Raw genomic sequence first — 21,742 nt, 5'->3', positions numbered from 1 at the left:
GCGCTACATTGGCGGCGTTGCCGGTGTGATGCAGCCAGAGGAGTAGTCAAAACCTATGCTTTCCGTTTTTCGCAACATGTTCAAGATTCGCGATCTGCGCGCGAAGATCTTCTTTACGCTCGCCGTCTTGGCGCTGTACCGTCTGGGTACTTCAATTCCAGTTCCTGGTGTAGACCTCAATGCTGTTGGAGCCTTTGCCGACTCCGCAAACGACCAGGGTTTCCTCGGCCTCCTGAACCTGTTTTCGGGCGGTGCGCTTGGTCGGATGTCGGTGTTTGCGCTCGGTATCACCCCATACATCACCGCGACAATCATTATGCAGCTTCTCACGGTGGTCATCCCGAAGCTGCAAGCACTTCAGGAAGAGGGCGAGTCTGGTCAGAAGACAATCACCCAGTGGGCCCGCTACATCACGGTGGGTCTCGCGCTCGTGCAGTCGGCATCGTTCACTCAGCTCTTGCACCGCGGCTCATTCGGCGGGATCGACCTGATTCCCGACTTCACCCTGCGAAATGTGGTCCTTGTCATCGTCACATGGACCGCCGGTACGGCGTTGATCATGTGGCTTGGTGAGTTGATAACGCAACGCGGTGTCGGCAACGGTATGTCGCTGATCATTTTCATCAGCATCGTGAGTCAGCTCCCGAGCCAATTCGGGATACTCAAAGCCAGTTCGCAGGCGTACCAGTTCTGGACAATCGTGGCCCTTATGGCTGTGCTGACGGTTGGAATTATCTTTGTCGACCAGGGGCAGCGCCGGATACCAATTCAGTTCTCCAGGCGAGTTCGCGGCCGCAAGGTGCTCGGGGGAGGATCGACGTACATCCCGTTGAAGGTGAACATGGCCGGCGTCATCCCGGTGATCTTCGCGACCTCGGTTATGTATTTCCCAGTCCTTATCGGATCGACCCTTCCGGCTACCGGATGGGGACAAACGGTGCGTAGTTGGATCAACGACAACCTGCTGCAATCTGGGCAGGGTGGTTTGTCTCCCACGCTGCCGTATATTGCAATGCTTGCTTTGCTGGTGGTTGGGTTTACGTATTTCTACACCGCTATTCAGTTCGACCCGGTGCAACAGGCCGACCGCATCCAGCGTCAGGGTGGGTTCATTCCGGGTATCAGACCCGGCCGCGCCACGGTGCGCTACCTCGAAAACGTCCTGTCACGCATCACCCTGCCAGGTTCTCTGTATCTCGCTGTCGTCGCCGTGGCGCCATCCCTGCTCGGTTGGCTGTACCATGTGCCGGTCGGGTTGTCCGGGGTTTCGATCCTCATCGTTACCGGTGTGGCGCTGGAGACCATGAAACAGATTGAGAGCCAGCTCATGATGCGCAACTACGACGGATTTTTGGCCTAGATGGGGCGTCGAATTCTTTTTATCGGCCCTCCCGGGGCCGGCAAAGGTACGCAAGCAGCGCTGCTCTCGCGTACTCTCGGTGTGCCACATATATCTTCGGGCGACATGTTGCGCGAGGCGGTTGCCGAAGGCACCGAACTTGGGAAGCAGGCGGGCGCTTTGATGACCACCGGCGATCTCGTGCCGGACGATCTTGTAGTAGCAATGGTTGCGCAACGTCTTGCGAAGGACGACGCTGCTTGCGGGTTTCTTCTCGATGGCTTTCCTAGAAACCTGGAGCAGGCCGACGCGCTCGATCGATCTGTCGGAAGCAACGCGATTGGGATTGTGGTGCTGTTGACTGTCGACGATGACGAGCTTGTCCACCGCATTATGCAACGGGCGGTTATCGCCGGTCGATCCGATGACAGCGAAGAGACAATCGTGCGTCGCCTCGAAGTGTTTCGGTCAGAAACCGAACCGCTCCTCAAGTACTATCCGGAACACGGTGTACCGACCGTGACCGTCGACGGTTCAGGGTCCGTTGAAGACGTGTTTTCGCGAATAGTGATGGCGCTCGCCACCGAGCGATGAGTTCGGGGTTGCTCTCTATCAAAACGGTGGGCGATTTCGCAAAGATGCAGATCGCGGGGCGTGTCGTCGCCGAGCTCCTCGACGAGATTCGTGCCGCGATCAAACCCGGTGTCTCGCTGCGCTCCCTGGACGAAATCGGAGAGCGTGTAGTGCGCGCAAACAACTGTCGTCCGTCGTTTCTGGGCTACAACGGCACCTATCCGGCGACGATCTGCGCGTCGCCAAACTCGGTCATCGTGCACGGCATACCCGACGACTACATCCTGAGGGAGGGCGACATCATCTCGATCGATGCCGGTGCCATCTATGAGGGCTGGCACGGCGACGCGGCGTTCACCACGGGGGTTGGTGAGATCTCAGCCGAGGCCCAAAAGCTTATTGATGTGACTGAACGGGGCCTGTGGGAAGGTCTTGCGCAGGCGAAGTCGGGCAACCGAATCGGTGACATCGGCGCTGCTGTGTCGGCTACCGCGCGACCGCACGGGTATGGCGTGGTCCGTGGATACACGGGCCACGGTATTGGACAGTCCATGCATGAAGTCCCCAGCGTGCCGAACTACGGCCGTCCTCGGCGCGGTTTCAAGTTACGCGAGGGCATGGCGCTTGCAATCGAACCGATGTTCAACCTTGGATCCGGCGATACTGCTGTGCTTGACGACGATTGGTCGGTCGTTACCGCAGATGGGACCTTGTCGGCTCACTGGGAACACACCGTCGCCCTCACCCCGGACGGCTCGTTCGTGTTCACTCTCCCGGAGCCCAAGCAGGTCGCCTAGTTGTGACAACCGGGGACGTTGTCGGGGTCTCCGCGATGACAGGTTTACCTCTTACGCCCTGACTGGCCTGGTGCGGAAGTGCACGAGCCGGCGTGGGTGAATAATCCGAGGCTGATGCTGCTCGTCTGTGGACCCGGGTGCGACTCGATCGCGAGTTTGACGTCGGCGTCCGGTGCGCTACCTTCTCGGGTATGAAGACGCTGATGTGTATGTGCTTGATGTGTAGCTCTCGGGTGGTTAACCCGAGTGCGGCATGCGCATGCAGGTCGTACTCCTAACGCCGTCACCGCCACCCGAGGGTAATTTCGCTTGACGGCGGTTGTCCTGACAATCTGTTCACTGAGCACACCTGTCCCCGGAGTTTTCCCCATGTCCTCATCTTCGCCCGCCGTTTCACAAAATAACCGCTCCTGGAGACCTGCCACGTTGCAGGTGCGTGGTGGCCTCAATCGCACTCCGTTCGGCGAAACGTCCGAGGGTATGTTCCTCACCTCAGGATATGTATACGGGTCGGCCGCCGAAACAAAGGCCGCCTTCGAAGGCGACATCGACCGGTACATCTATTCTCGCTACGGCAACCCGACTGTTGCTGTTTTCGAGGAGCGGCTGAGACTCATTGAGGGTGCAGAGGTTTGCAAGGCCACAGGGACCGGCATGGCCGCAGTATTCGCGGCGCTTGCGTCGCAGCTTCAAGCTGGCGATCGAGTCGCTGCGTCGCGGGCACTTTTTGGTTCGTGCAAAGTGATAATCTCCCAGATCTTGCCTCGATGGAGCATCGAGACGGTGCTCATTGATGGGACGGAACTCGACGCGTGGGAGCGCGAGCTAAGTGTCCCAACAACCGCGGTGTTTTTCGAATCACCCTCAAACCCGACACTTGAGATCATCGATATCGCCGCGGTCAGCAAGATCGCTCATTGCGGTGGTGCGACGGTTGTTGTGGACAACGTCTTCGCGTCGCCGGTGGTGCAGAGTCCGCTCGCTTTCGGTGCCGACGTCGTCGTGTACTCGACCACTAAGCACATTGACGGCCAGGGCAGGACACTGGGTGGAGCGGTGCTGGCGTCCGAACAGTTCATTGATGAGCATCTCCAGTTGTTCTATCGGCACACTGGACCAGCGATGAGTCCTTTCAACGCGTGGGTGGCTCTGAAGGGTCTCGAAACGCTTGACCTTCGTGTCCGTGCGCAGTCAGTTTCGGCGTTAGCGGTTGCGGAGTGGCTTGAGGGTCACGCGGCGGTCGCCACGGTTCTCTACCCGTTCCTCGCTTCGCATCCCCAGCGCTCGCTTGCGCAGGAGCAGATGTCGACGGGTGGCACCGTTGTGACGTTCACTGTGGAAGGATCGACATCCCGCGCATTCGAAATTATCGACCCTCTCACAGTGTTCGACATCTCGAACAACCTTGGCGACACCAAGAGCCTTGTGACGCACCCAGGGACGACGACGCACCGCATGCTCACCCCTGAGGAGCGTTCAGATGTCGGTCTGCATGACGGGGACCATTCGGCTGTCGATCGGTCTTGAGGACGTTGCTGACTTGATCGAAGACCTGGATCATGCCCTTGGTGGGCGCGGTGACTCCCGATGAAGGTGAAGACGACCATGTGTATGCGAATGCGATGTCGGCGAGACGCTGTAAACAGCTCGCCAACCACTGCATTCTCGACCGTCCCCACAATATTCTTAGGACAAACACATGACCGTACGCGCCATTTCCGACAACGACCTCGACCGAGCCCTTCTAACCGACATAACGAAATTTGAAGACATGCTCGCCCGGTACCGGGCCGGTGACGTAGACGAGGACGTCTTCCGCTCGTTCAGGCTCTCCAACGGCGTCTACGGTCAGCGGCAGGGGAATGACAACCAGATGATCCGGGTCAAAGTGCCTTACGGCTCGTTGACCCCGGAACAGCTCGACCTTCTCGGCGATCTCGTCGAGTCGCATTCTCGCGGTTTCGGCCACATCACGAGCCGGCAGAACATCCAGTTTCACTTCGTCCACCTGGACGCTGTGCCGGAAGTTCTCCGGCTCCTGGCATCTGTTGGGTTGACGACTCGTGAGGCGTGCGGCGATGTCGTACGCAATGTTCAGGGCTGTCACCTCGCTGGAGCGTGCCCCGTTGAGATACTTGACATCACCCAGTGGGCCGAGGCAGCGTATCGGCTGTTTCTGCGGAATCCGATCGCTCAACGGCTCCCGCGAAAGTTCAAGGTGAACTTCTCGGGTTGTGCAACCGACTGCGGACAGGCAATGTTCAACGACATCGGCGTTATCGCGGTTGCCACAACAGACGAGTCAGGCGCCACACAGGTTGGTTTCCGGGTATACGTCGCCGGGGGTCTCGGCGCTAACCCGCATCCCGCGTTGGCCCTAGAGCCGTTCACGACCCGTGAGGATCTACTGCCGACACTCGAGGCGATCCTGCGTGTGTTCGACCAGGCGGGTAATCGGGAGAACAAACTTCGTGCCCGGATGAAGTGGCTCGTCGACACTATCGGGTTCGATGAGGTGCAACGCCGCGTGATGGAGGTCCGTCGGTTGCTTCCCGCGTCGTCATCGTATCCGGGAGGTATCCCGCACCAGGTCCACGAGTTCGGCGACGAGCCTGCCGCCGGGATCGCGGTCGGCGAGATCACCACGCTCGGTCAGGGTACTCCTGTGCAGATCAGGGGCGTGTCGCCGTTTGACCGCTGGTCGTCGACGAACGTTGTCCGTGGTGTTCGCGACGCGACGGTATCCGTCTACGCCCATGCGTTCCTCGGAGACATCACAGGCGACCAATTTCGTGGTCTTGCCGGGATCCAGCGCGCCGTCGATGCCGACGTGCGGATCACGAATCGCCAAAATGTGGTGTTCCGTGGCATCGATGCCGACCGGCTGGGTTCAGTGCACGCCGCGCTCGTCGAGATCGGCATGGCCAGCCCCGGTGCAGAGTTCGCACGAGATGTTGTGGCCTGCCCTGGCGCCGACACCTGCAACCTTGCTATCACCCAGTCGCGTGGCCTTGCCAAGGCGATCGATGCCGCACTTGAAGATGCGGCCCTGGCCGAGGTTGGCGGCATCCGGATCAACATCTCGGGGTGCACGAACTCGTGCGGTCACCATCACGTCGCCGATATCGGCTTCCACGGTGTTGAACGTCGCAGCCATGGTGAGTCCGTGCCCGGGTATCAGATGCTGGTCGGCGGCTACGTGGGCGACGAGCGGATCGAGTTTGCTCAGCGGGTCTGTCGGCTTCCGGCGAAGAACGTACCGGCGGTCGTCGTACGCCTTGTCGGGGCATTTTCAAACGCGCGTGATGCAGGCGAGACGTTCGCGGCGTGGATCGACCGGGCCGGTGGTATCGCTGTTCTGCGCGCCTCGGTTGAGGATCTCACGGTGGTCGCCTCGCCAGCCGAGGCTCCGGAGTTCTACACGGATTTCGACGAGTCCGTTCCCTTTGCGGTGACGTTGGGAGAGTCAGAATGCGCGTAGGTCACACCGGACCGCCCGAGTTGTATCCCGTGTTGATCGACCTGACTGAACGCCGCGTGGTCGTCGTTGGCGGCGGCTCGGTCGGCGCGCAGAAGCTTCGAGCTCTTGTGGCGGGCGGGGCTGTTATCGAGGTGGTTTCTCCCGAGGCCACCGCTGCTGTACGCGCTCTCGACAGCGAGGGAGTTTTGTCCTGGCGGCAGAAACCTTTCGAGCCGCAAGACCTCGACGGTGCGGTGCTGGTGATCTCGGCTGTGAACGATCCCGACGTCGCCCGGGCCGTATGGGAGGCGGCAAACGAGCGTTCCATCCTTGCCAACGGCGCCGACGATCCCGCCCACTGTTCCTTCATGCTGCCTGCGGTGCATCGAGACGGTGATCTTGTGGTCGCTATCTCAACTGGTGGCGCGGCTCCGGCCGTGGCGACACGGCTGCGGGATCGGATCGCGGCCATGGTCGGCCACGGGCAGGGTTCCTGGTTGACGTTCTTGCGGCAATTCAGACCAATGGTGAAGGCGTCCTTCGGAACGTACGAGGAAAGGCGAGATGCCTGGTACCGCATCGTCGACTCCGAAGCACACGCCAGGTTTCAGGCGGGCGACCACGACGGGGCGGCGACAACAATCAGTCACGCCATCGGGCTCGTAACGACAGAGGGAGTGTCAGGATGACGACGCTTGTAAGAGACGACGCTCGGTGGTTGACGGAGGACGTCATTTCGTGGGGTCTGGGCCGAGAAGGGACGCTGGCCATTTCAATATCCACCCAGCGGGGTGGACTCGTTCTGCTCCACCAGATCCTCCAGATCAAGGTGGATATCGCGGTGTTATTCCTTGACACGGGGTACCACTTCCAGGAGACGCTTGAGTTCCGTGATGAGCTGGCGGCAAGGTGGAGCCTCAACCTCATCACCTTACGGCCGCGGGTGTCTCGCCAGGAGCTGGAGACCGTTCGCGGGATGGTGTATGAGACAAACCCTGATGCTTGCTGCAACGAACGCAAGGTGGAGGTGTTACGTGAGGCGCTCGCCGATTACTCGGTGTGGTTCACAGCGCTGCGACGCGGTCAGTCGGCCTCTCGGCACGATACGCCGAAGGTAGAACGGTATGAGCAGAGCGACACCCACACGCTGTACAAGGTAAACCCTCTCGTGGAGTGGACGTTCGACGACATCGCGACCTACACACGTGAGCACGACATCCCCGAGCACCCTCTCTATGCGGAGGGGTACTCAAGTGTCGGCTGTGCACCATGCACCGTACCGACATTTGGAGCGGGTGATTCCCGCGACGGACGCTGGAACGGTCGGAAGGTCGAATGCGGCCTCCACATTAGGGTGACTGCAGAATGAGCGGTGTCGTGACGCTCGTCGGGGCTGGCCCCGGCGACCCGGATCTCATCACAGTGAGAGGAAGACGGGCGATCGAGACCGCAGATGTGATCCTGCACGACCGTCTGGTCGATAAACGCGCGCTTGGTTGGGCTCGGCCATCGGCTGAGATCATCGATGTCGGCAAGCGGCCCGGTCACGAAGATGAGATCCAAGCGCTCATCGTTTCGACCGCGATCGACAGGGCGCAGCGTGGATCCCACGTTGTCCGACTCAAGGGTGGAGACCCGTTTGTGTTCGGCAGGGGGATCGAGGAGTGGCAGGCATTTGTAGCCGCCGGGATCGATGTTGTCACCGTTCCCGGGGTGTCGTCGGCGCTCGCCGCCGGTCCGATTGCGGGTATCCCACTGACCCTACGCGGTGTTGCGCGGTCTTTTACGGTGGTCACCGGTCACACGATCACCGACGCCGAGGACTCCTGGGATCGCTGCGCCCAGGCTGATACGCTCGTCGTCTTGATGGGCGTTGCCAACCGACGAAGAATCGCGCGTTCACTCATCAATCGTGGTCGGTCCGAGTCGGAACCCGTGGCATTTGTTGAGAACGCCACAAAGGACACTGAGTTAGTGGTCATCGCGACGCTTGGAGAGGTTGCTCGCGGGGAGGCGTATGTCGAGTCGCCAGCGGTGTGGATAATTGGACCCGTGATACAGTCTCGTGTAATCTTGTAGGCACAGTGCTGACGTCTCGGTGGGCCGAGTCCGTTCGGCTTCATTGTGTGGGCGGCTTTGTTACGCTTGCTAATTTGTGGTCCTTTCGGGCCGTCCCTATAGTATCGCTCCGGCCCATGTCCGGGTCGGGAATTTCTTGTGGCGAAAAAAGACGATGTAATTGAGGTCGAGGGTACTGTTGTGACGCCTCTCCCGAACGCAATGTTTCGGGTGAAGCTTGACAATGAGCATGAGGTGCTGTGCCACATCTCGGGCAAGATGCGGATGCACTACATCCGTATCCTTCCGGGCGACAGGGTACGTTTGGCAATGTCACCGTACGACCTCGACCGAGGCAGAATCACGTACAGGTACCGATGAAGGTTTCAGCATCAGCAAAAAAGATGTGTGACAAGTGCCGGGTTATCCGGCGCCACGGTCGCGTGCGTGTCATCTGCCCGAATCCGCGACACAAGCAGCGCCAGGGGTAGTTGAACAGATGGCACGAATTGCAGGGACTGATCTCCCGAGAGATAAACGAATCGAAATCGGGTTGACCTACGTCTTTGGGATTGGACGCTCACGGTCGCTCCAGATTCTTGAGGCACTCGAACTCGATCCCGACACCAAAGTCCGCGACCTCACCGACACCGAGGCTGTCGAGCTCCGTCGGTTCATCGGTGAGCAGTACACCGTGGAAGGTGACCTTCGTCGCGAGGTAGCACAGAACATCAAGCGCAAAATCGAAATCGGTTGCTACCAGGGACTCCGCCATCGTCGTGGTCTGCCGGTGCGCGGTCAGCGCACCCACACCAACGCCCGCACCCGTAAGGGCAAGGCAGTCGCAATCGCCGGGAAGAAGAAGGTCCAAAAGTAGCCATGGCTCAAGCACCACGTAAACGTCGTACCAAGCGGAACATCCCACACGGCCAAGCCCATATCAAGGCGACGTTCAACAACACGATCATCACCCTCACAGACCTGTCTGGCCAAGCGGTCGGATGGACTTCGGGTGGCTCGGTCGGATTCAAGGGTTCGCGCAAGTCGACGCCATACGCCGCCCAGGTCGCCGCGGAACAGGCCGGGCGTCGCGCTACCGAGATGGGGATGCGCAAGTTGGATATCATCGTCCGCGGTTCGGGTTCGGGTCGGGATACTGCCATCCGCACCCTCCAGAACAGTGGCGTTGACATCACGGGCATCCGTGATGTGACACCTACGCCGCACAACGGTTGCCGCCCTAAGAAGCGGAAGGGCCGTTAGGCATGGCTCGTTACACCGGACCACGCACCAAGGTTTCGCGTCGTGCCCGACAGTTGCTCGACGAAAACAAGGCAAAGTACTTTGACCGTCGGCCGTACCCGCCGGGTGAGCACGGCCGCGGTCGGATCCGTGAATCGCTGTACCAAGTTCAGCTCCGCGAGAAGCAGAAGCTGAAGTTCATCTACGGCGTTCTCGAAAAGCAGTTCCGCCGGTACTACCGCGAATCGTCTCGCCAGGCCGGCATTACGGGTGAGAACCTGATGGTGATTCTTGAGACACGTCTCGACAACGTTGTCTACCGCGCCGGTTTGGCGGCGACCCGCCCGCAGGCTCGTCAGTTGGTGAACCACGCCCACTTTCTGGTCAACGGCAAGAAGGTTGACATCCCTTCCTTCCAAGTTTCTGCCGGAGATGTTGTGACGGTGAAGGAGCGTTCTCGTAACACCTTGCCGATTCAGCACTCTATAGACACCATTGATCGATCAGCTCCCGAGTGGATGACAGTCGACAAGACAGATCGCAAGATCACAGTCGACTCGATGCCAACACGGGAACAGATTGACACCGATATTAAAGAGCAGCTCATCGTCGAGCTGTACTCAAAGTAAGTCCACCCCCCCCTTACCTGAGGAGCGCAACGTGCTCATTGTGCAGCGTCCACAAATAGAAGAAGTCGAGGTCTCTGAGGATCGATCACGGTTCGTGGTCCAACCGCTTGAGCCTGGCTTTGGTTACACACTCGGCAACACCCTGCGTAGGACGCTGCTGTCTCGTATTCCAGGTGCTGCTATCAGTTCCGTTCGTATCGAGGGTGTTCAGCACGAGTTCACAACTGTTGAAGGTGTTGTTGAGGACGTTGTCGACTTTATCCTCAACCTCAAGAAGGTCGTTTTAAAAATTGAGGTTGACGAACCTGTCACCCTTTACTTGTCGGTGAAGGGTGCGGGCGAGGTAACTGCTGGAGACTTGAAGGTCCCCGCTGGTGTTGAGATCCTCAACCCTGATCTGCATCTTGTGACGATGTCTAAGACCGGCAAGATTGAGGCCGAGTTCGGCGCCGAGCGTGGTGTTGGGTATCGCAGCGCTGATCGCAACAAGAAGTCCGAGGTAATCGGAGTGATTCCGATCGACTCGATTTTTTCACCGGTGACCAAAGTTGCCTACAGGGTCGACACGACCCAGGTCGGCCAGATCACCAACTTTGACAAGCTCACTGTTGATGTTGAGACCGATGGTTCCATGTCGCCGTCCGAGGCCATGTCGTCCGCCGGTAAAACCCTGCGCGACCTACTCGGTTTGTTTGCCGACATGGAGGAGACCGCGGGTCTCACGCTCGGAGATGTCGTCGTTGCTGACTCGACGTCGCCAGACTTGGATCTGCCTATCGAGGCGCTTGACCTTTCGGAACGTCCCCGTAACTGCCTGCGTCGTGCGCAGGTGCAGACCGTTGGCGAGCTTGTGACGAAGACCGAAGACGAATTGCTCAACATCACCAACTTTGGGCAGAAGAGCCTTGAGGAAGTCACTGCAAAGCTCGACGAGCTTGGCCTGTCTCTTCCAGCGTCTGCTGATATTGATACAGGGACCATCTAATGCCTGCACCCCGCAAGGGCAAACGTCTCGGCGGTAGTCCAAGCCACCAGCGCAAGATTCTCTCGAACCTCGCGGCTTCGTTGATCGAGGCAGAGGGGATCACGACAACCGTGACCAAGGCCAAGGTGTTGCGACCGTTTATTGAGAAGCTCATCACGAAGGCTCGCGCAGGCGATCTTCATTCCCGCAGGCTTGTTCTAGCAAAGTTGCCGAACAACGACGCTGTGACGAAACTGTTCGACGAAATTGGTCCACGGTACGCCGACCGCAACGGCGGCTACACCCGAATCACGAAGCTAGGGCCTCGCCGCGGCGACGGTACCGAACTCGCTCGCATCGAGCTGGTCTAACCAACACCCGATAGTCCTACCCCCACCCGCTGACACGGCCAGCGTGCTACAACCGTGCATGGGTCGGCTGGCCGCACCGCCAGCGCCCGTACGGCACTCCTATTTCGGAAGTCACCATGAACATCCCGCAAGTTATCAATTCGTTGCAGTCGTATTCGGCGTCGCTCGATGAACAGCAAGCTCTCAAGGACACCCTTGCTTTGTTGGCCGATACCGATGCACCGTTTTCCGGTGAGCAACTCGTGCCGGGTCATATCACTGCGTCGGGTTTTGTCGTCGATACGACACAGCGTCGCACGCTGTTGATTTACCACGGCAAGCTTGGCATCTGGGTGCAACCCGGCGGGCATGTCGAGTCTGAGGACGCAACTCTTGAAGCTGCCGCCCGTCGAGAAGTGACCGAGGAGACCGGTGTGGAACTCTCCAAGCGTGCCGGAATTCTGTTCGATATCGATGCCCACGACATTCCGGCGCATGGAGACCAACCTGGTCATGTGCACTTTGATGTTCGGTTTGCCTTCCAGGCGGCCTCAGATCGGCTGACACCGTCGAGCGAGGTCCGCGCCGCCGAGTGGATCGGTTTCGACGACGTACTCGCGGCCCAGTACGACGAGTCCGTGAAGCGTCCCGCAACGAAGCTTCTCACAATGGTCATGGATGTCACCAGTCCGTTCAATCGGTAAGCTCCCATCTACCATCGCCGGAGAGTTCGGGGATGCTCAGTGACGCTCCCCGCGATGGAAGGTTGATTCGTGAACGAAGTTCTGCATCGATTGGCCCAGACGCTTCGGATGGATCGTTCCGCGTTTGTGTGGATGTATCTCAACGACCGAGCAACGGGCGACGCAGTGCTTCTCGTTCTCGTCACACGGTTTCTCATGCTTATGGGTTTTGGCATCGGGCCGCTGACGATCATCTCAAGCTCGGCTGGGATCAACGTCTTCTTTCAGGCAATGCTCAACGCGCTGGTGTTCTGGCTGGCGTTCTCGGGAATCACCTTTGGTGCCTCGAAGTACCTGTTCCAGGGTAGCGGCGCCTATGTTGTGATTCTGAGAGTCGTCGGTTTCGCATATCCGACGATGTTGTTGGTGCTGATTTCGCGAGAACTGTCCTCCTCGCCGTTTGTCGTGTTACTCACTGGCTCAGCGTGGCTGCTCGCGATCGTTGCACGCGGCCTGGTGTATGAGGCGAACCTGGAAACGAGCAAGGCCGTTTTCGCCGCCGTTCTGGGACTCGTCGGCTGGTACTTGCTTGCCCAGATTCTCGGTTGGGGCATCATCTAGATGACGACCTATCGGATCGACCTCGCCTACGACGGGGGCGACTTCCGAGGGTACGCAATTCAACCAAACGTGCGCACGGTGCAGGGGGCGTTGGAGGCACAGCTTTCGCTGCACATCCCCGATGTGAAAACGATTGTCGCGGGTCGGACCGACGCCGGAGTTCACGCAACTGGCCAGGTCGTCAGCTTCTCCACAGATCATGAGATCATCCCAGACAAGATAAAGCGCTCGTTGAACAAGAGGCTTGCCCCGTCAATTGCGGTGTCGTCATTTGAGCCGGTTGACGACGATTTTCATGCCAGGTTTGACGCCGTTAGCAGGGTGTATCGATATCAGATCTTGGACCGTTTACACCCCGATCCCTTCCTCGCCGGTCGTGTATGGCACGTGCACCATGATCTCGATGTGGCTGTGATGCACCGTGTTGCTCAACTCTTCATCGGGACGATGGATTTTGCGTCCTTTTGTCGTGCCGCCGTTGGGCGTTCAACCGAACGGTCGGTGATATCGACAGCGTGGGCCAGGGAGGGCGAGCTCACAGTCTTCAGGATCGAGGCGTCGTCGTTTTGCCATCAGATGGTGCGTTCGATTGTTGCGCTGTGTGTCGATGTCGGCAGGGGAAAGCTCCCCGAGGGTGATGTGCCTGCGGTCATCGAGTCAAGAGACCGTCGCGGAGGCAACGGTGCCGCCCCGGCCCGCGGTCTCACACTCGTCGAGGTGAAATACCCCTAGACGCGAGTGTTCGGGTTTGCGGGACTATCGGGTTGGTCGGGATTTGATTGTGGCGCCGTTGTCTTCAAAGGCAGCGACGATCTCGTCAATGTGGGACCAGGACCTGGTGGCAAACGTGAGCTGTATCTGCACCATGCCAAACGGCAGACCGGAACCCTCGCGGTGGTGCTCAACTGACAACAGGTTGGCGCCCCCGGCGGCGAGTGTCTCAAGCACCCCGGCAAGTTGGCCCGGGCTGTCAGCAACCCACACCTTCAAAGACGCAAACCGCCCGCGTGCCTCCTGCCCGTGGCGTACGAGCTGGTCGAGGAGAAGAAGGTCAATGTTGCCTCCGGACAGCACCAACACCACAGGTCCGTTGCCGCTGGCGACCTTGCCGGCAAGCAACGCGGCGAGCGTTACCGCCCCGCTCGGTTCGACGAGATACTTTGCGCGTTCGAGAAGCAGCGTCACCGACTTGGTAATCGCTGTGTCGTCGACGGTCACGATGTCGTCTACCCAGCGCTCGATGCAATCAAAGGCAAGCTGCGAAGGCAGATGACACGCGATACCGTCAGCAATTGTGGGCCGGGGTTCAACGGCGGTTGGTTCGCCGCGACGACGACTCTCGACATACGTCGGTATCGCCGCCGATTGAACCCCGACGATGGTGATGTCGGGGCGCAGTGCTTTTATCGCGGTTGATGTGCCACCGATCAGGCCGCCGCCGCCGACTGGTAGAACAAGCGTCGCCATGTCGGGTACCTGTTCGAGGGTCTCAAGCCCAAGTGTTCCCTGGCCTGCAATGATGGCCCGATCATCGTAAGGGTGAATGAACCGTGCGCCGGTCTCGCTTTCGAACGCTCGTGCGTGTTCGACAGCCTCGCCGAGGTTCGCACCTGCAATCTTGACCGTCGCACCGTAGCTCTCGGTCGCGTTGATCTTGGGGATGGCAGCTCCCTCGGGCATAAAGACCGTGGCGGGGATGCCGAGTGTCTTGGCGGCGAGCGCTATCCCTTGGGCGTGGTTACCAGCCGACGCGGCAACGACCCCACGTTTTGCCTGATCGTCGTCGAGGAGAGACAGGGCGTTCATTGCGCCTCGAATCTTGAACGACCCTGTGCGCTGGAGGTTTTCCGCCTTAAGAATCACGTCTCGTCCGCTGAGCTTGGAGAACGAAGTCGACGGCAGCACAGGCGTTTCGAGAACGACCGAGGAGCCCCTCTTGCGGGCCTCGACAATCTCTTCCACGATGAGGCGTTCGACCATGGCGTGGAGGCTAACGCATGGCGGACCATCCCGGTATGGATTGGCACGAACGGGCGGTCTCGCTTACAATTCGTGTCCGTCCTCGGTGTCCCGGGGGTATCCTTGTGTCCTGTTTTTGTTCGAGGGTTGAGCCATGAAACCAAAACTTCAGAAAACGTATTCGCCTAAACCCGGCGACATCCATCGCTCTTGGTTCGTGGTTGATGCTGACGGCGCAACTCTTGGTCGTCTGGCCTCCGAGATCGCGACGATCCTTCGCGGGAAGAACAAGCCGATGTTTGCTCCGCACATGGATGTGGGCGACCACGTCATCGTGATCAACGCCAGCAAAGTATTCGTCACCGGCAACAAGGAAGAGGACAAGATGTACTTCCGCCACTCCGGTTTTCCGGGTGGGCTTCGCGAAGTGAACCTTGGGACGCTACGGGCAACCTACCCACAGCGCATTATCGAGTCCGCGGTGAGAGGCATGCTTCCGAAAAACCGCCTCGGCCGTCAAATGATTAAGAAAATGAAGGTGTATGCCGGCCCCGAGCACCCACATGCAGCCCAGGATCCGCAACCGCTTGAGCTTGGAAAGGTTAATCGCTAATGGCAAACGCAATGATTCAGGCCACTGGTCGCCGCAAGAGTTCCGTTGCGAGGGTGCGCCTCACCGTGGGCACCGGAGAGATGAAACTCAACGGCCGCACCCTTGAGGACTACTTCCCCGATCCGGCGGTCCAGCTCCGCGTCATGGCACCGTTCAAGGTTGTTGAGGCTGAGGGCAAGTTCGATATCGATACCACTTTGCACGGCGGCGGTCTCACGGGCCAATCTGACGCTATGCGTCTCGGCATTGCGCGTGCGCTTATTGAGTTCGATCCAGAACTTCGTCCTGCGTTGAAGAAGGAAGGCCTTCTCACGCGCGACTCGCGTCGTGTTGAGCGCAAGAAGTACGGGCTGCGCAAGGCGCGCCGCGCACCTCAGTTCACCAAGCGTTAATCCGCGGTCGTGCCCGCACGCATGGGTGATCGCTCCGAGAAGTTGTTCGGGACTGATGGAGTTCGCGGTCGCGCAAACACCGACATCACCGTGGAGCTTGCGATACAGCTCGCCCGTGCGGCAACCGACAAGACCGCCACTGAACCGGTTCTGATCGGTCGCGATACCCGCCGATCGGGCACGATGATCGCTGCCGCGCTGCATGCCGGGTTCAACAGCGTCGGTGTTGACACGGTTGACCTCGGCATCATCCCCGTCGGCGGTGTGTCACGGTTGGTCCGCTCCGTCGGTGCTAGATACGGCGTCATGGTTTCCGCGTCGCACAACCCCGCGCCCGACAACGGCATCAAGTTCTTTGGCCGCGACGGTGCCAAGCTCAGCGACTCTGAGGAGCGCGCCATTGAGCGGCGTTACCACTCCCGAGCTGCCGTTGCGACCGTGGCCGGTGCCGGTGTCGGGTTCCAAACAACGATGGCCAATTCAGTGCAACGTTACGTTGACTACATCAAGGACGGTGTCGCGTACTCGCTGCGGGGCCTTGAGTTTGCGTTGGATACGGCTCACGGGGCAGCCTTCCAAGCTGCCCCGATGCTTTTCGAGATCCTCGGCGCCCACGTCGAGGTATTTAACGACGAGCCAACCGGGATGAACATCAACGACGGTTGCGGGGCCATGTATCCGGAGGCGCTCGCTGAGCAGGCGAACGGCCATGTCGGGTTCTGCTTCGATGGTGATGCTGACCGGTTGATCGCTGTTGATGAGGACGGCGAAGTAGTTGACGGCGATGTGGTGCTCGCCATTCTGGTGAAACACGCCATCGACAGGCGGAAGCTGAAGGGGAACGTCGTCGTGACCACTGTCATGGCGAACCTCGGGTTTAAGCGCGCCATGGGCGGTCTGGGGGTCGAAGTGATTGAGACCGATGTCGGGGATCGCGCGGTGCTTGACGCCATGCGTAAGTCGAGAGCTGTCCTGGGTGGTGAGCAGTCAGGTCACGTCATTTTGGAGGACCGCTCGACGGGAGATGGCCTTCGCACCGCGCTGCGACTTGCAGAGGTTCTTGCAGCGACTGGTCTGAGGCTCTCTGAGTTGCGCAAGGTGATGCGTTCCTACCCTCAGGTGCTCACCAACGTCACCGTAACGTCGAAGACCGGTTGGGACACCAACGACGCCATAACGAAGGCAGTAGCCGAGGCGGAGGTTGCGCTCGGACAGGACGGTCGGATCCTTGTCCGCGCCTCTGGCACTGAACCGCTCATTCGAGTGATGGTTGAGGCTGGTGAAATCGGTAAGGCAAACGAGATTGCGGAGACGGTAGCTGCCGTCGTGGCTGCCGAACATGGGTAGTCACATATCGGTTGCCGTCCTATACTGCTGTGACAATTCAAACGACTGGTCGGTGCTGTAACGAAGCGCCAGGCCTCGCCTAGGCGAGGTGACGAGGAAGAGAGTTATCGAACGATTCGGCGGATGCTCTCTCGGCTTTTCACGGTCGAAACGGTGCGGTGAATATCCTGGAAGTGATTTTGGGAACAAAGACCGCAACGATGTGAAGCAGGGGAACCCTGCGCGGCGACTCAGTCCTGGAACACAGGAGGTCGCGCAATGTGCGGGATCATGGGATATGTCGGCCCTCAAGAGGCCGCAGAAATTCTTCTCGACGGGCTGCGCCGGCTCGAGTATCGGGGTTATGACTCGGCGGGGATCGCCGTAACTAACGGGTCGATATCGGTGCTCAAGGCGCAGGGAAAGATCGACAAGCTTCAGGCGGTTATCGACGACGCCAACCCGGTTGGTTCGGTGGGTATTGGCCACACGCGCTGGGCCACCCATGGCGTGCCGAGCGACGCAAACGCTCACCCGCACACCGATGCGAGCGGCAAGTTTGTCGTGGTTCACAACGGCATCATTGAAAATCACCAGACCCTGCGGGATGAGCTGCGCAAAACAGGTCATGTGTTCACTTCAGAGACCGACACCGAGATCCTCGCCCACCTAGTAGCGAACGCGTATGACGGCGATCTTGTTGTCGCGGTCCGAGCGGTTGTCGACATGGCCGAGGGGGCGTACGCACTGGTCGTGATGACAGAGTACGAGCCGCGCAGGATCGTCGCGGTGCGCAGGGTGTCGCCGATGGTGATCGGTCTCGGCGACGGCGAGACGTTCATCGCGTCCGACATCCCAGCCGTGCTGCATCGGACGAGGAAGTTCTTGATCATCGAAGACGGTGAGATGGTGGTTGTCGACGACGACGGTGCTCACATAACCACGATCTCAGGCGACCCGGTAGACCGTGAAGTGTTTGTCGTCGACTGGGACGCGGGCATGGCGGAGAAGGGCGGTTACGAACATTTCATGCTCAAGGAGATCCACGAGCAGGCCACCGTGGTATCGGAAACTCTGGCCGGGCGCCTCGATGAGGACGGCTCCGTATGGCTTGAGGATATTGCATTCGACACCGATTACGCCCAGTCGATCAAGTCCGTCTGGTTCACCGCATGTGGCACTGCGTATCACGCTGCACTGGTCGGTGGGGTGCTGTTCCGCAAGCTGCTTCGTATCCCAACGTACGTTGAATACGCTCACGAGATGCGTTACAGCGACCCCCTCGTCGGCAGTGAGTCGCTAACCGTTGCAGTGTCGCAATCGGGCGAGACCGCCGATACCCTCGCCGCTGCGGGACTCGCCCAGCGTCAAGGATCCCGGATGTTGGCGCTTACCAACGTGGTCGGGTCGACGCTGGCTCGCGGTGCGGACGACATTCTGTACACGCGTGCCGGACCAGAGATCTCAGTCGCGTCCACCAAGGCATATGTTGCGATGCTGGTTGCCGAGTATCTCCTGGCGCTGCACCTTGGTCAAGCTCGCGGCAACGTTGATCAAACCTTAGCTGCCGAGATCGGTCGCGGCCTCCAACATCTACCCGCGTACATTGAAGAGGCCCTTGCACGCGAAGATGTTGCAATCGCCGCCGCCGAGCAGATCGTTGACGCCTCTGACTGCTACTTCATCGGGCGGGGTCTCGATTTTGCGGTCGCCATGGAGGCGTCGTTGAAGCTAAAGGAGGTCTCATACCTGCATTCCGAAGCACTACCCGCCGGCGAGCTGAAACACGGCACACTGGCTCTTATCACCCCGGGTGTCCCTGTCGTTGCGGTCGCGACTCAGCGAGACGTGTACGACAAGACAATGTCTGCTGTTGCCGAGGTAAAGGCTCGTGGCGCACACGTCATCGCGGTTGCATACGACGACGACACCAACATTGAGCGGGAGGCCGACCTGGTTCTGCGGATACCCACGGCGCCTGATCTGATCGGTCCGATCGTTGCCGCGATACCACTGCAGCTTCTTGCGTACCATGTGGCACGTCTGCGTGGTCACGACATAGACCAGCCTCGCAACCTCGCAAAGAGCGTCACCGTCGAGTAGTTCGCCGGGTTCACCGGTGTGTGCGAAGTTGTCGGGGGACGGTAGGCTCCGCTCGCACGGACGGAGAATCGATTGCGCATCATTGGCCTTGGAATCGATCTTGCTGAGATTGCACGCGTCCGGCGTCTGTATGAACGTTATGGGGAGCATTTCAAAGATCGTTGTTTCAGCGATCACGAATGGCAGTATGCCCACCGCTACAAGGACCCATCAGGGCGTCTTGCGGCGCGTTTCGCCGGCAAAGAAGCTGTGATGAAAAGTCTCTTTTGGGGTTGGCGCAAGATCCCATGGCACGATATAGAAATCACCGGTGGTGGAGCACCGCGGGTGCGCCTCTTCGGTGTTGCCGAGGCCCGAGCGAAACAACTCGGAATTTCCCATGTGTTGCTCACCATCACGCACACCGACACCGATGCCATGGTGTTTGCGATGTCCGTCGGTGAAGATCCAGCGTAACGTGCACGCGTGGCGTGACCGCCGCTACGTTCCCACGAGTTGGCTGCGGAACATTGCCAGTAGTGCCAAGACGATGATCGAAATGACGGGGTACCTCCGCGGCAACCGCGCCGCCATCGACGTCAGAGATGTGGATCTCCACCGACCCGTTGTCTAACTTCGCCGCATCGAGAAGATCGGTAATGATGCTGAGCAGGCTGTTCGCACTTGACCCGATTTCGGCCATGTAGGTGACGAGGTCGCTGTGTGAGATGTTTTCGCTGTCCTCGCCGATCGCAAAAAGCCAATGATCGCTGATAAGGGTGTGCGCATGTCGTGTGAAAGTGATGCAAAGTATTCGGATTGGACGCTGCCCGTGCGAACCGTCTCCACATTGTGTTCATGGATTGCTGCGGTGGTGCCCTCCGCAACGCGCTCAGCTAGCTCGGTGGCATCACCCTGCGTTTGTCCAAACTGCGCCAACGCAAGACCGAGAAGCCCTCCGATGACAGACAGCACGATCGGTGTGAATGTCACGACCCACAACGCGGGTTTATCCGCAATCATTACTGCAAACAGCACATCTGGGGAGTGGGCGAACCCGACGATCCAACCCGCGGCGAGAAACAGCGCGCCAATTGCAGCCCCTCCCGCGGCCCAGGTCTGAACTGAGCGTTTCAGAGATGTCATGGGACATGTGTCGGCCGGGAGACTTGAGATTTCACCCATCGGCCGGGTTTCTTCGTACACTGCTCTGGTGCAGCCCGTGATCACCCCACAAGAGTCTTTGCGCCTTGACGAGAGTACGTCTGTCCCTTTGGCGACGCTGATGGAGCGTGCCGGTTACGCAGTGTCGTGTATTACAGCGCTCGGTTACGGCGATTCGGTCGCGGTGCTGACCGGCAAGGGAAACAACGGTGGTGACGGCTGGGTTGCGGCGTTCCATCTCGCCAAGCGCGGCGTCCGTGTGAAGGTTCACGAGTTTGCGGTCCCGAACGAAGGTTCGCTTGCGTCAGACGTTCGAGAGCGGGCGCTTGCGGCGGGCGTGCGGTTGCACGAACTTACGGATCTCTGGACACCAGACTTTGTGATCGACGCCCTCTTTGGTGTTGGATTCAGCGGCGAGCTTCCTGATGTTCTCTCCGACTGGGCGGGGACTTCGGCGCGCGTGTTGTCGATTGACATACCTTCAGGTGTCGACGCCGGTACCGGCGAAGTCCGTGGGCGTGCTTTCACAGCGGACACTACGGTGACATTCCACGCCCTCAAACCCGGCCTTCTTGTCGGTGCCGGCGCTGAGCGCGCTGGCGACGTTGTCGTTGTCGACATCGGTCTCTCTGGCGAAATACCGATCTGGTTGTTGTGCGAGAGCCGCGACGCTCCATTGCCACAGCGGCCCCGACACAGCCACAAGTGGTCGGCCGGTTCGGTTGCGCTGGTCGGCGGTTCCGTAGGGATGGGTGGAGCTCCGGTGTTGGCTGCCGAAGCAGCACTTGCGGCCGGTGCCGGTGCAGTCACGGTTGTCCGGCCCGGCGGTGTCGATGGCCCGCTGCCGGCCCACCTGCTGTCTCACAGCGTCGGGGGCGGCGACTGCTTTACTCAAGCAGACATTGGACCAGTGTTAACGCTCGCCGACCGCTTCGATGTCTTGGTGCTCGGACCCGGCGCGGGTAGGTCGTCTGACGCAGTGCTCGCCGAGATCGCGACCCGCTGGCCCGGCCCCACCGTCATCGACGCCGACGCCTTGCGTGCGATTGCCGACGCCGATGCGATCGCTGCCCGTTCAGCACCGACTGTTCTCACTCCGCATGCTGGAGAGCTCCGGTCATTGCGCAGTCATGAGACCGAACCGGTGGCTGATACCGCTCTTCGATATGGCGCGGTGATTGTCGAGAAAGGCAACCCGACGTTCATCCATGGCCAGCAAACCTGGGTTGTGAACACCGGTGGCCCAGAGCTAGCAACGATCGGGACAGGTGACGTGCTCAGCGGCATGATCGGGGCGTTCCTTGCAGCCGGGATGGAGCCCGATGTTGCAGCGCGGTCCGCTGCTTACTGGCATGGAGTTGCCGGTGCTCGCCAACGAGCGAACCGTCTGGTCACGGCGGCGAACCTCATCGACGCCGTTGGCGAGGTTCTCGCAGGTGCCACCCATATAGAACCCGAGTAGCGTCCTCAACAACGACAGAAGGGACCGG

The 21,742-nt window shown here is 59.7% G+C and carries 25 protein-coding genes and 1 pseudogene; 24 read left to right on the top strand and 2 right to left on the bottom strand.

Annotated elements, in window-relative coordinates; translation table 11 throughout:
- Nucleotides 1-55: 55 nt before the first annotated feature.
- From secY to truA, 18 genes and pseudogenes are all read left to right on the top strand, one after another.
- A complete protein-coding gene (gene secY, locus IIC71_05800) occupies nucleotides 56-1,360 on the top strand; it encodes a preprotein translocase subunit SecY (protein MCH7668703.1) in 1,305 nt (434 codons plus the stop codon).
- Complete coding sequence (locus tag IIC71_05795) at nucleotides 1,361-1,933, top strand: adenylate kinase (GenBank protein ID MCH7668702.1); 573 nt, start codon at nucleotides 1,361-1,363, stop codon at nucleotides 1,931-1,933. It begins immediately after the preceding gene.
- A complete protein-coding gene (gene map / locus IIC71_05790) occupies nucleotides 1,930-2,709 on the top strand; it encodes a type I methionyl aminopeptidase (GenBank protein MCH7668701.1) in 780 nt (259 codons plus the stop codon). The genes IIC71_05795 and map overlap by 4 nt, the downstream gene beginning before the upstream one ends.
- 369 nt (nucleotides 2,710-3,078) lie before the next feature.
- Nucleotides 3,079-4,300 (top strand): annotated as a pseudogene (locus IIC71_05785) (O-succinylhomoserine sulfhydrylase).
- 108 nt (nucleotides 4,301-4,408) lie between these two features.
- A complete protein-coding gene (locus IIC71_05780) occupies nucleotides 4,409-6,190 on the top strand; it encodes a nitrite/sulfite reductase (GenBank protein ID MCH7668700.1) in 1,782 nt (593 codons plus the stop codon).
- On the top strand, nucleotides 6,181-6,858 hold the full coding sequence (locus tag IIC71_05775; protein MCH7668699.1) for a bifunctional precorrin-2 dehydrogenase/sirohydrochlorin ferrochelatase: 678 nt from the start codon (nucleotides 6,181-6,183) through the stop codon (nucleotides 6,856-6,858). The genes IIC71_05780 and IIC71_05775 overlap by 10 nt, the downstream gene beginning before the upstream one ends.
- Nucleotides 6,855-7,538 carry a phosphoadenylyl-sulfate reductase gene (locus IIC71_05770; protein MCH7668698.1) on the top strand — a complete coding sequence of 228 codons (684 nt, stop codon included), beginning with the start codon at nucleotides 6,855-6,857 and terminating at the stop codon, nucleotides 7,536-7,538. Before IIC71_05775 ends, IIC71_05770 begins: the two co-directional genes overlap by 4 nt.
- A complete protein-coding gene (cobA, locus tag IIC71_05765; protein ID MCH7668697.1) occupies nucleotides 7,535-8,248 on the top strand; it encodes a uroporphyrinogen-III C-methyltransferase in 714 nt (237 codons plus the stop codon). Before IIC71_05770 ends, cobA begins: the two co-directional genes overlap by 4 nt.
- Before the next feature lie 138 nt (nucleotides 8,249-8,386).
- Entirely contained in the window at nucleotides 8,387-8,608 is a 222-nt protein-coding gene (gene infA / locus IIC71_05760) for a translation initiation factor IF-1 (protein ID MCH7668696.1), read from the top strand.
- Nucleotides 8,605-8,718 (top strand): 50S ribosomal protein L36, encoded by a 114-nt coding sequence (rpmJ, locus tag IIC71_05755; protein ID MCH7668695.1) that lies wholly within the window; start codon nucleotides 8,605-8,607, stop codon nucleotides 8,716-8,718. The genes infA and rpmJ overlap by 4 nt, the downstream gene beginning before the upstream one ends.
- A gap of 8 nt (nucleotides 8,719-8,726) precedes the next feature.
- Entirely contained in the window at nucleotides 8,727-9,104 is a 378-nt protein-coding gene (gene rpsM, locus IIC71_05750; protein ID MCH7668694.1) for a 30S ribosomal protein S13, read from the top strand.
- 2 nt (nucleotides 9,105-9,106) lie between these two features.
- Nucleotides 9,107-9,490: a 30S ribosomal protein S11 gene (rpsK, locus tag IIC71_05745; GenBank protein MCH7668693.1), complete on the top strand. Its 384-nt coding sequence runs from the start codon at nucleotides 9,107-9,109 to the stop codon at nucleotides 9,488-9,490.
- A 2-nt stretch (nucleotides 9,491-9,492) separates the two neighbouring features.
- Nucleotides 9,493-10,098, top strand: coding sequence for a 30S ribosomal protein S4 (gene rpsD, locus IIC71_05740; GenBank protein MCH7668692.1), 606 nt, complete (start codon nucleotides 9,493-9,495; stop codon nucleotides 10,096-10,098).
- A 31-nt stretch (nucleotides 10,099-10,129) separates the two neighbouring features.
- Entirely contained in the window at nucleotides 10,130-11,083 is a 954-nt protein-coding gene (locus IIC71_05735; GenBank protein MCH7668691.1) for a DNA-directed RNA polymerase subunit alpha, read from the top strand.
- Complete coding sequence (rplQ, locus tag IIC71_05730; protein ID MCH7668690.1) at nucleotides 11,083-11,433, top strand: 50S ribosomal protein L17; 351 nt, start codon at nucleotides 11,083-11,085, stop codon at nucleotides 11,431-11,433. Before IIC71_05735 ends, rplQ begins: the two co-directional genes overlap by 1 nt.
- Before the next feature lie 116 nt (nucleotides 11,434-11,549).
- Nucleotides 11,550-12,116 carry an NUDIX hydrolase gene (locus tag IIC71_05725; protein ID MCH7668689.1) on the top strand — a complete coding sequence of 189 codons (567 nt, stop codon included), beginning with the start codon at nucleotides 11,550-11,552 and terminating at the stop codon, nucleotides 12,114-12,116.
- Between the two features lie 69 nt (nucleotides 12,117-12,185).
- Nucleotides 12,186-12,716 carry a hypothetical protein gene (locus IIC71_05720; GenBank protein MCH7668688.1) on the top strand — a complete coding sequence of 177 codons (531 nt, stop codon included), beginning with the start codon at nucleotides 12,186-12,188 and terminating at the stop codon, nucleotides 12,714-12,716.
- Nucleotides 12,717-13,448 carry a tRNA pseudouridine(38-40) synthase TruA gene (truA, locus tag IIC71_05715; GenBank protein MCH7668687.1) on the top strand — a complete coding sequence of 244 codons (732 nt, stop codon included), beginning with the start codon at nucleotides 12,717-12,719 and terminating at the stop codon, nucleotides 13,446-13,448. It begins immediately after the preceding gene.
- Between the two features lie 24 nt (nucleotides 13,449-13,472).
- On the opposite strand, the gene IIC71_05710 is transcribed toward truA, so the two are convergent.
- Entirely contained in the window at nucleotides 13,473-14,696 is a 1,224-nt protein-coding gene (locus IIC71_05710; GenBank protein ID MCH7668686.1) for a threonine ammonia-lyase, read from the bottom strand.
- A 133-nt stretch (nucleotides 14,697-14,829) separates the two neighbouring features.
- Here IIC71_05710 and rplM point away from each other — a divergent pair, with 133 nt between their 5' ends.
- The 5 genes from rplM (at nucleotide 14,830) to acpS (ending at nucleotide 19,565) form a co-directional block, all read left to right on the top strand.
- Entirely contained in the window at nucleotides 14,830-15,288 is a 459-nt protein-coding gene (rplM, locus tag IIC71_05705; protein MCH7668685.1) for a 50S ribosomal protein L13, read from the top strand.
- Entirely contained in the window at nucleotides 15,288-15,680 is a 393-nt protein-coding gene (gene rpsI / locus IIC71_05700; protein ID MCH7668684.1) for a 30S ribosomal protein S9, read from the top strand. Before rplM ends, rpsI begins: the two co-directional genes overlap by 1 nt.
- Nucleotides 15,681-15,689: 9 nt before the next feature.
- Nucleotides 15,690-17,027 (top strand): phosphoglucosamine mutase, encoded by a 1,338-nt coding sequence (gene glmM, locus IIC71_05695; protein MCH7668683.1) that lies wholly within the window; start codon nucleotides 15,690-15,692, stop codon nucleotides 17,025-17,027.
- Between the two features lie 258 nt (nucleotides 17,028-17,285).
- Nucleotides 17,286-19,109, top strand: a complete 1,824-nt coding sequence (glmS, locus tag IIC71_05690; GenBank protein MCH7668682.1) for a glutamine--fructose-6-phosphate transaminase (isomerizing) — start codon at nucleotides 17,286-17,288, stop codon at nucleotides 19,107-19,109.
- 72 nt (nucleotides 19,110-19,181) lie between these two features.
- The gene (gene acpS / locus IIC71_05685; protein MCH7668681.1) at nucleotides 19,182-19,565 is read left to right on the top strand and encodes a holo-ACP synthase; all 384 of its coding nucleotides are present in this window, start codon (nucleotides 19,182-19,184) and stop codon (nucleotides 19,563-19,565) included.
- A gap of 153 nt (nucleotides 19,566-19,718) precedes the next feature.
- Here acpS and IIC71_05680 read toward each other — a convergent pair whose 3' ends face one another.
- Complete coding sequence (locus IIC71_05680) at nucleotides 19,719-20,234, bottom strand: hypothetical protein (protein ID MCH7668680.1); 516 nt, start codon at nucleotides 20,232-20,234, stop codon at nucleotides 19,719-19,721.
- Nucleotides 20,235-20,301: 67 nt separating this feature from the next.
- Here IIC71_05680 and IIC71_05675 point away from each other — a divergent pair, with 67 nt between their 5' ends.
- Nucleotides 20,302-21,714 carry an NAD(P)H-hydrate dehydratase gene (locus IIC71_05675; protein ID MCH7668679.1) on the top strand — a complete coding sequence of 471 codons (1,413 nt, stop codon included), beginning with the start codon at nucleotides 20,302-20,304 and terminating at the stop codon, nucleotides 21,712-21,714.
- Nucleotides 21,715-21,742 lie beyond the last annotated feature (28 nt).

Source organism: Acidobacteriota bacterium (assembly GCA_022562055.1).
In the GTDB taxonomy this organism is placed as follows: domain Bacteria; phylum Actinomycetota; class Acidimicrobiia; order Spongiisociales; family UBA5794; genus BMS3BBIN02.
The sequence above is the reverse complement of the archived record's forward strand: the minus strand, read 5'-3'. Positions and strand labels throughout refer to the sequence as shown.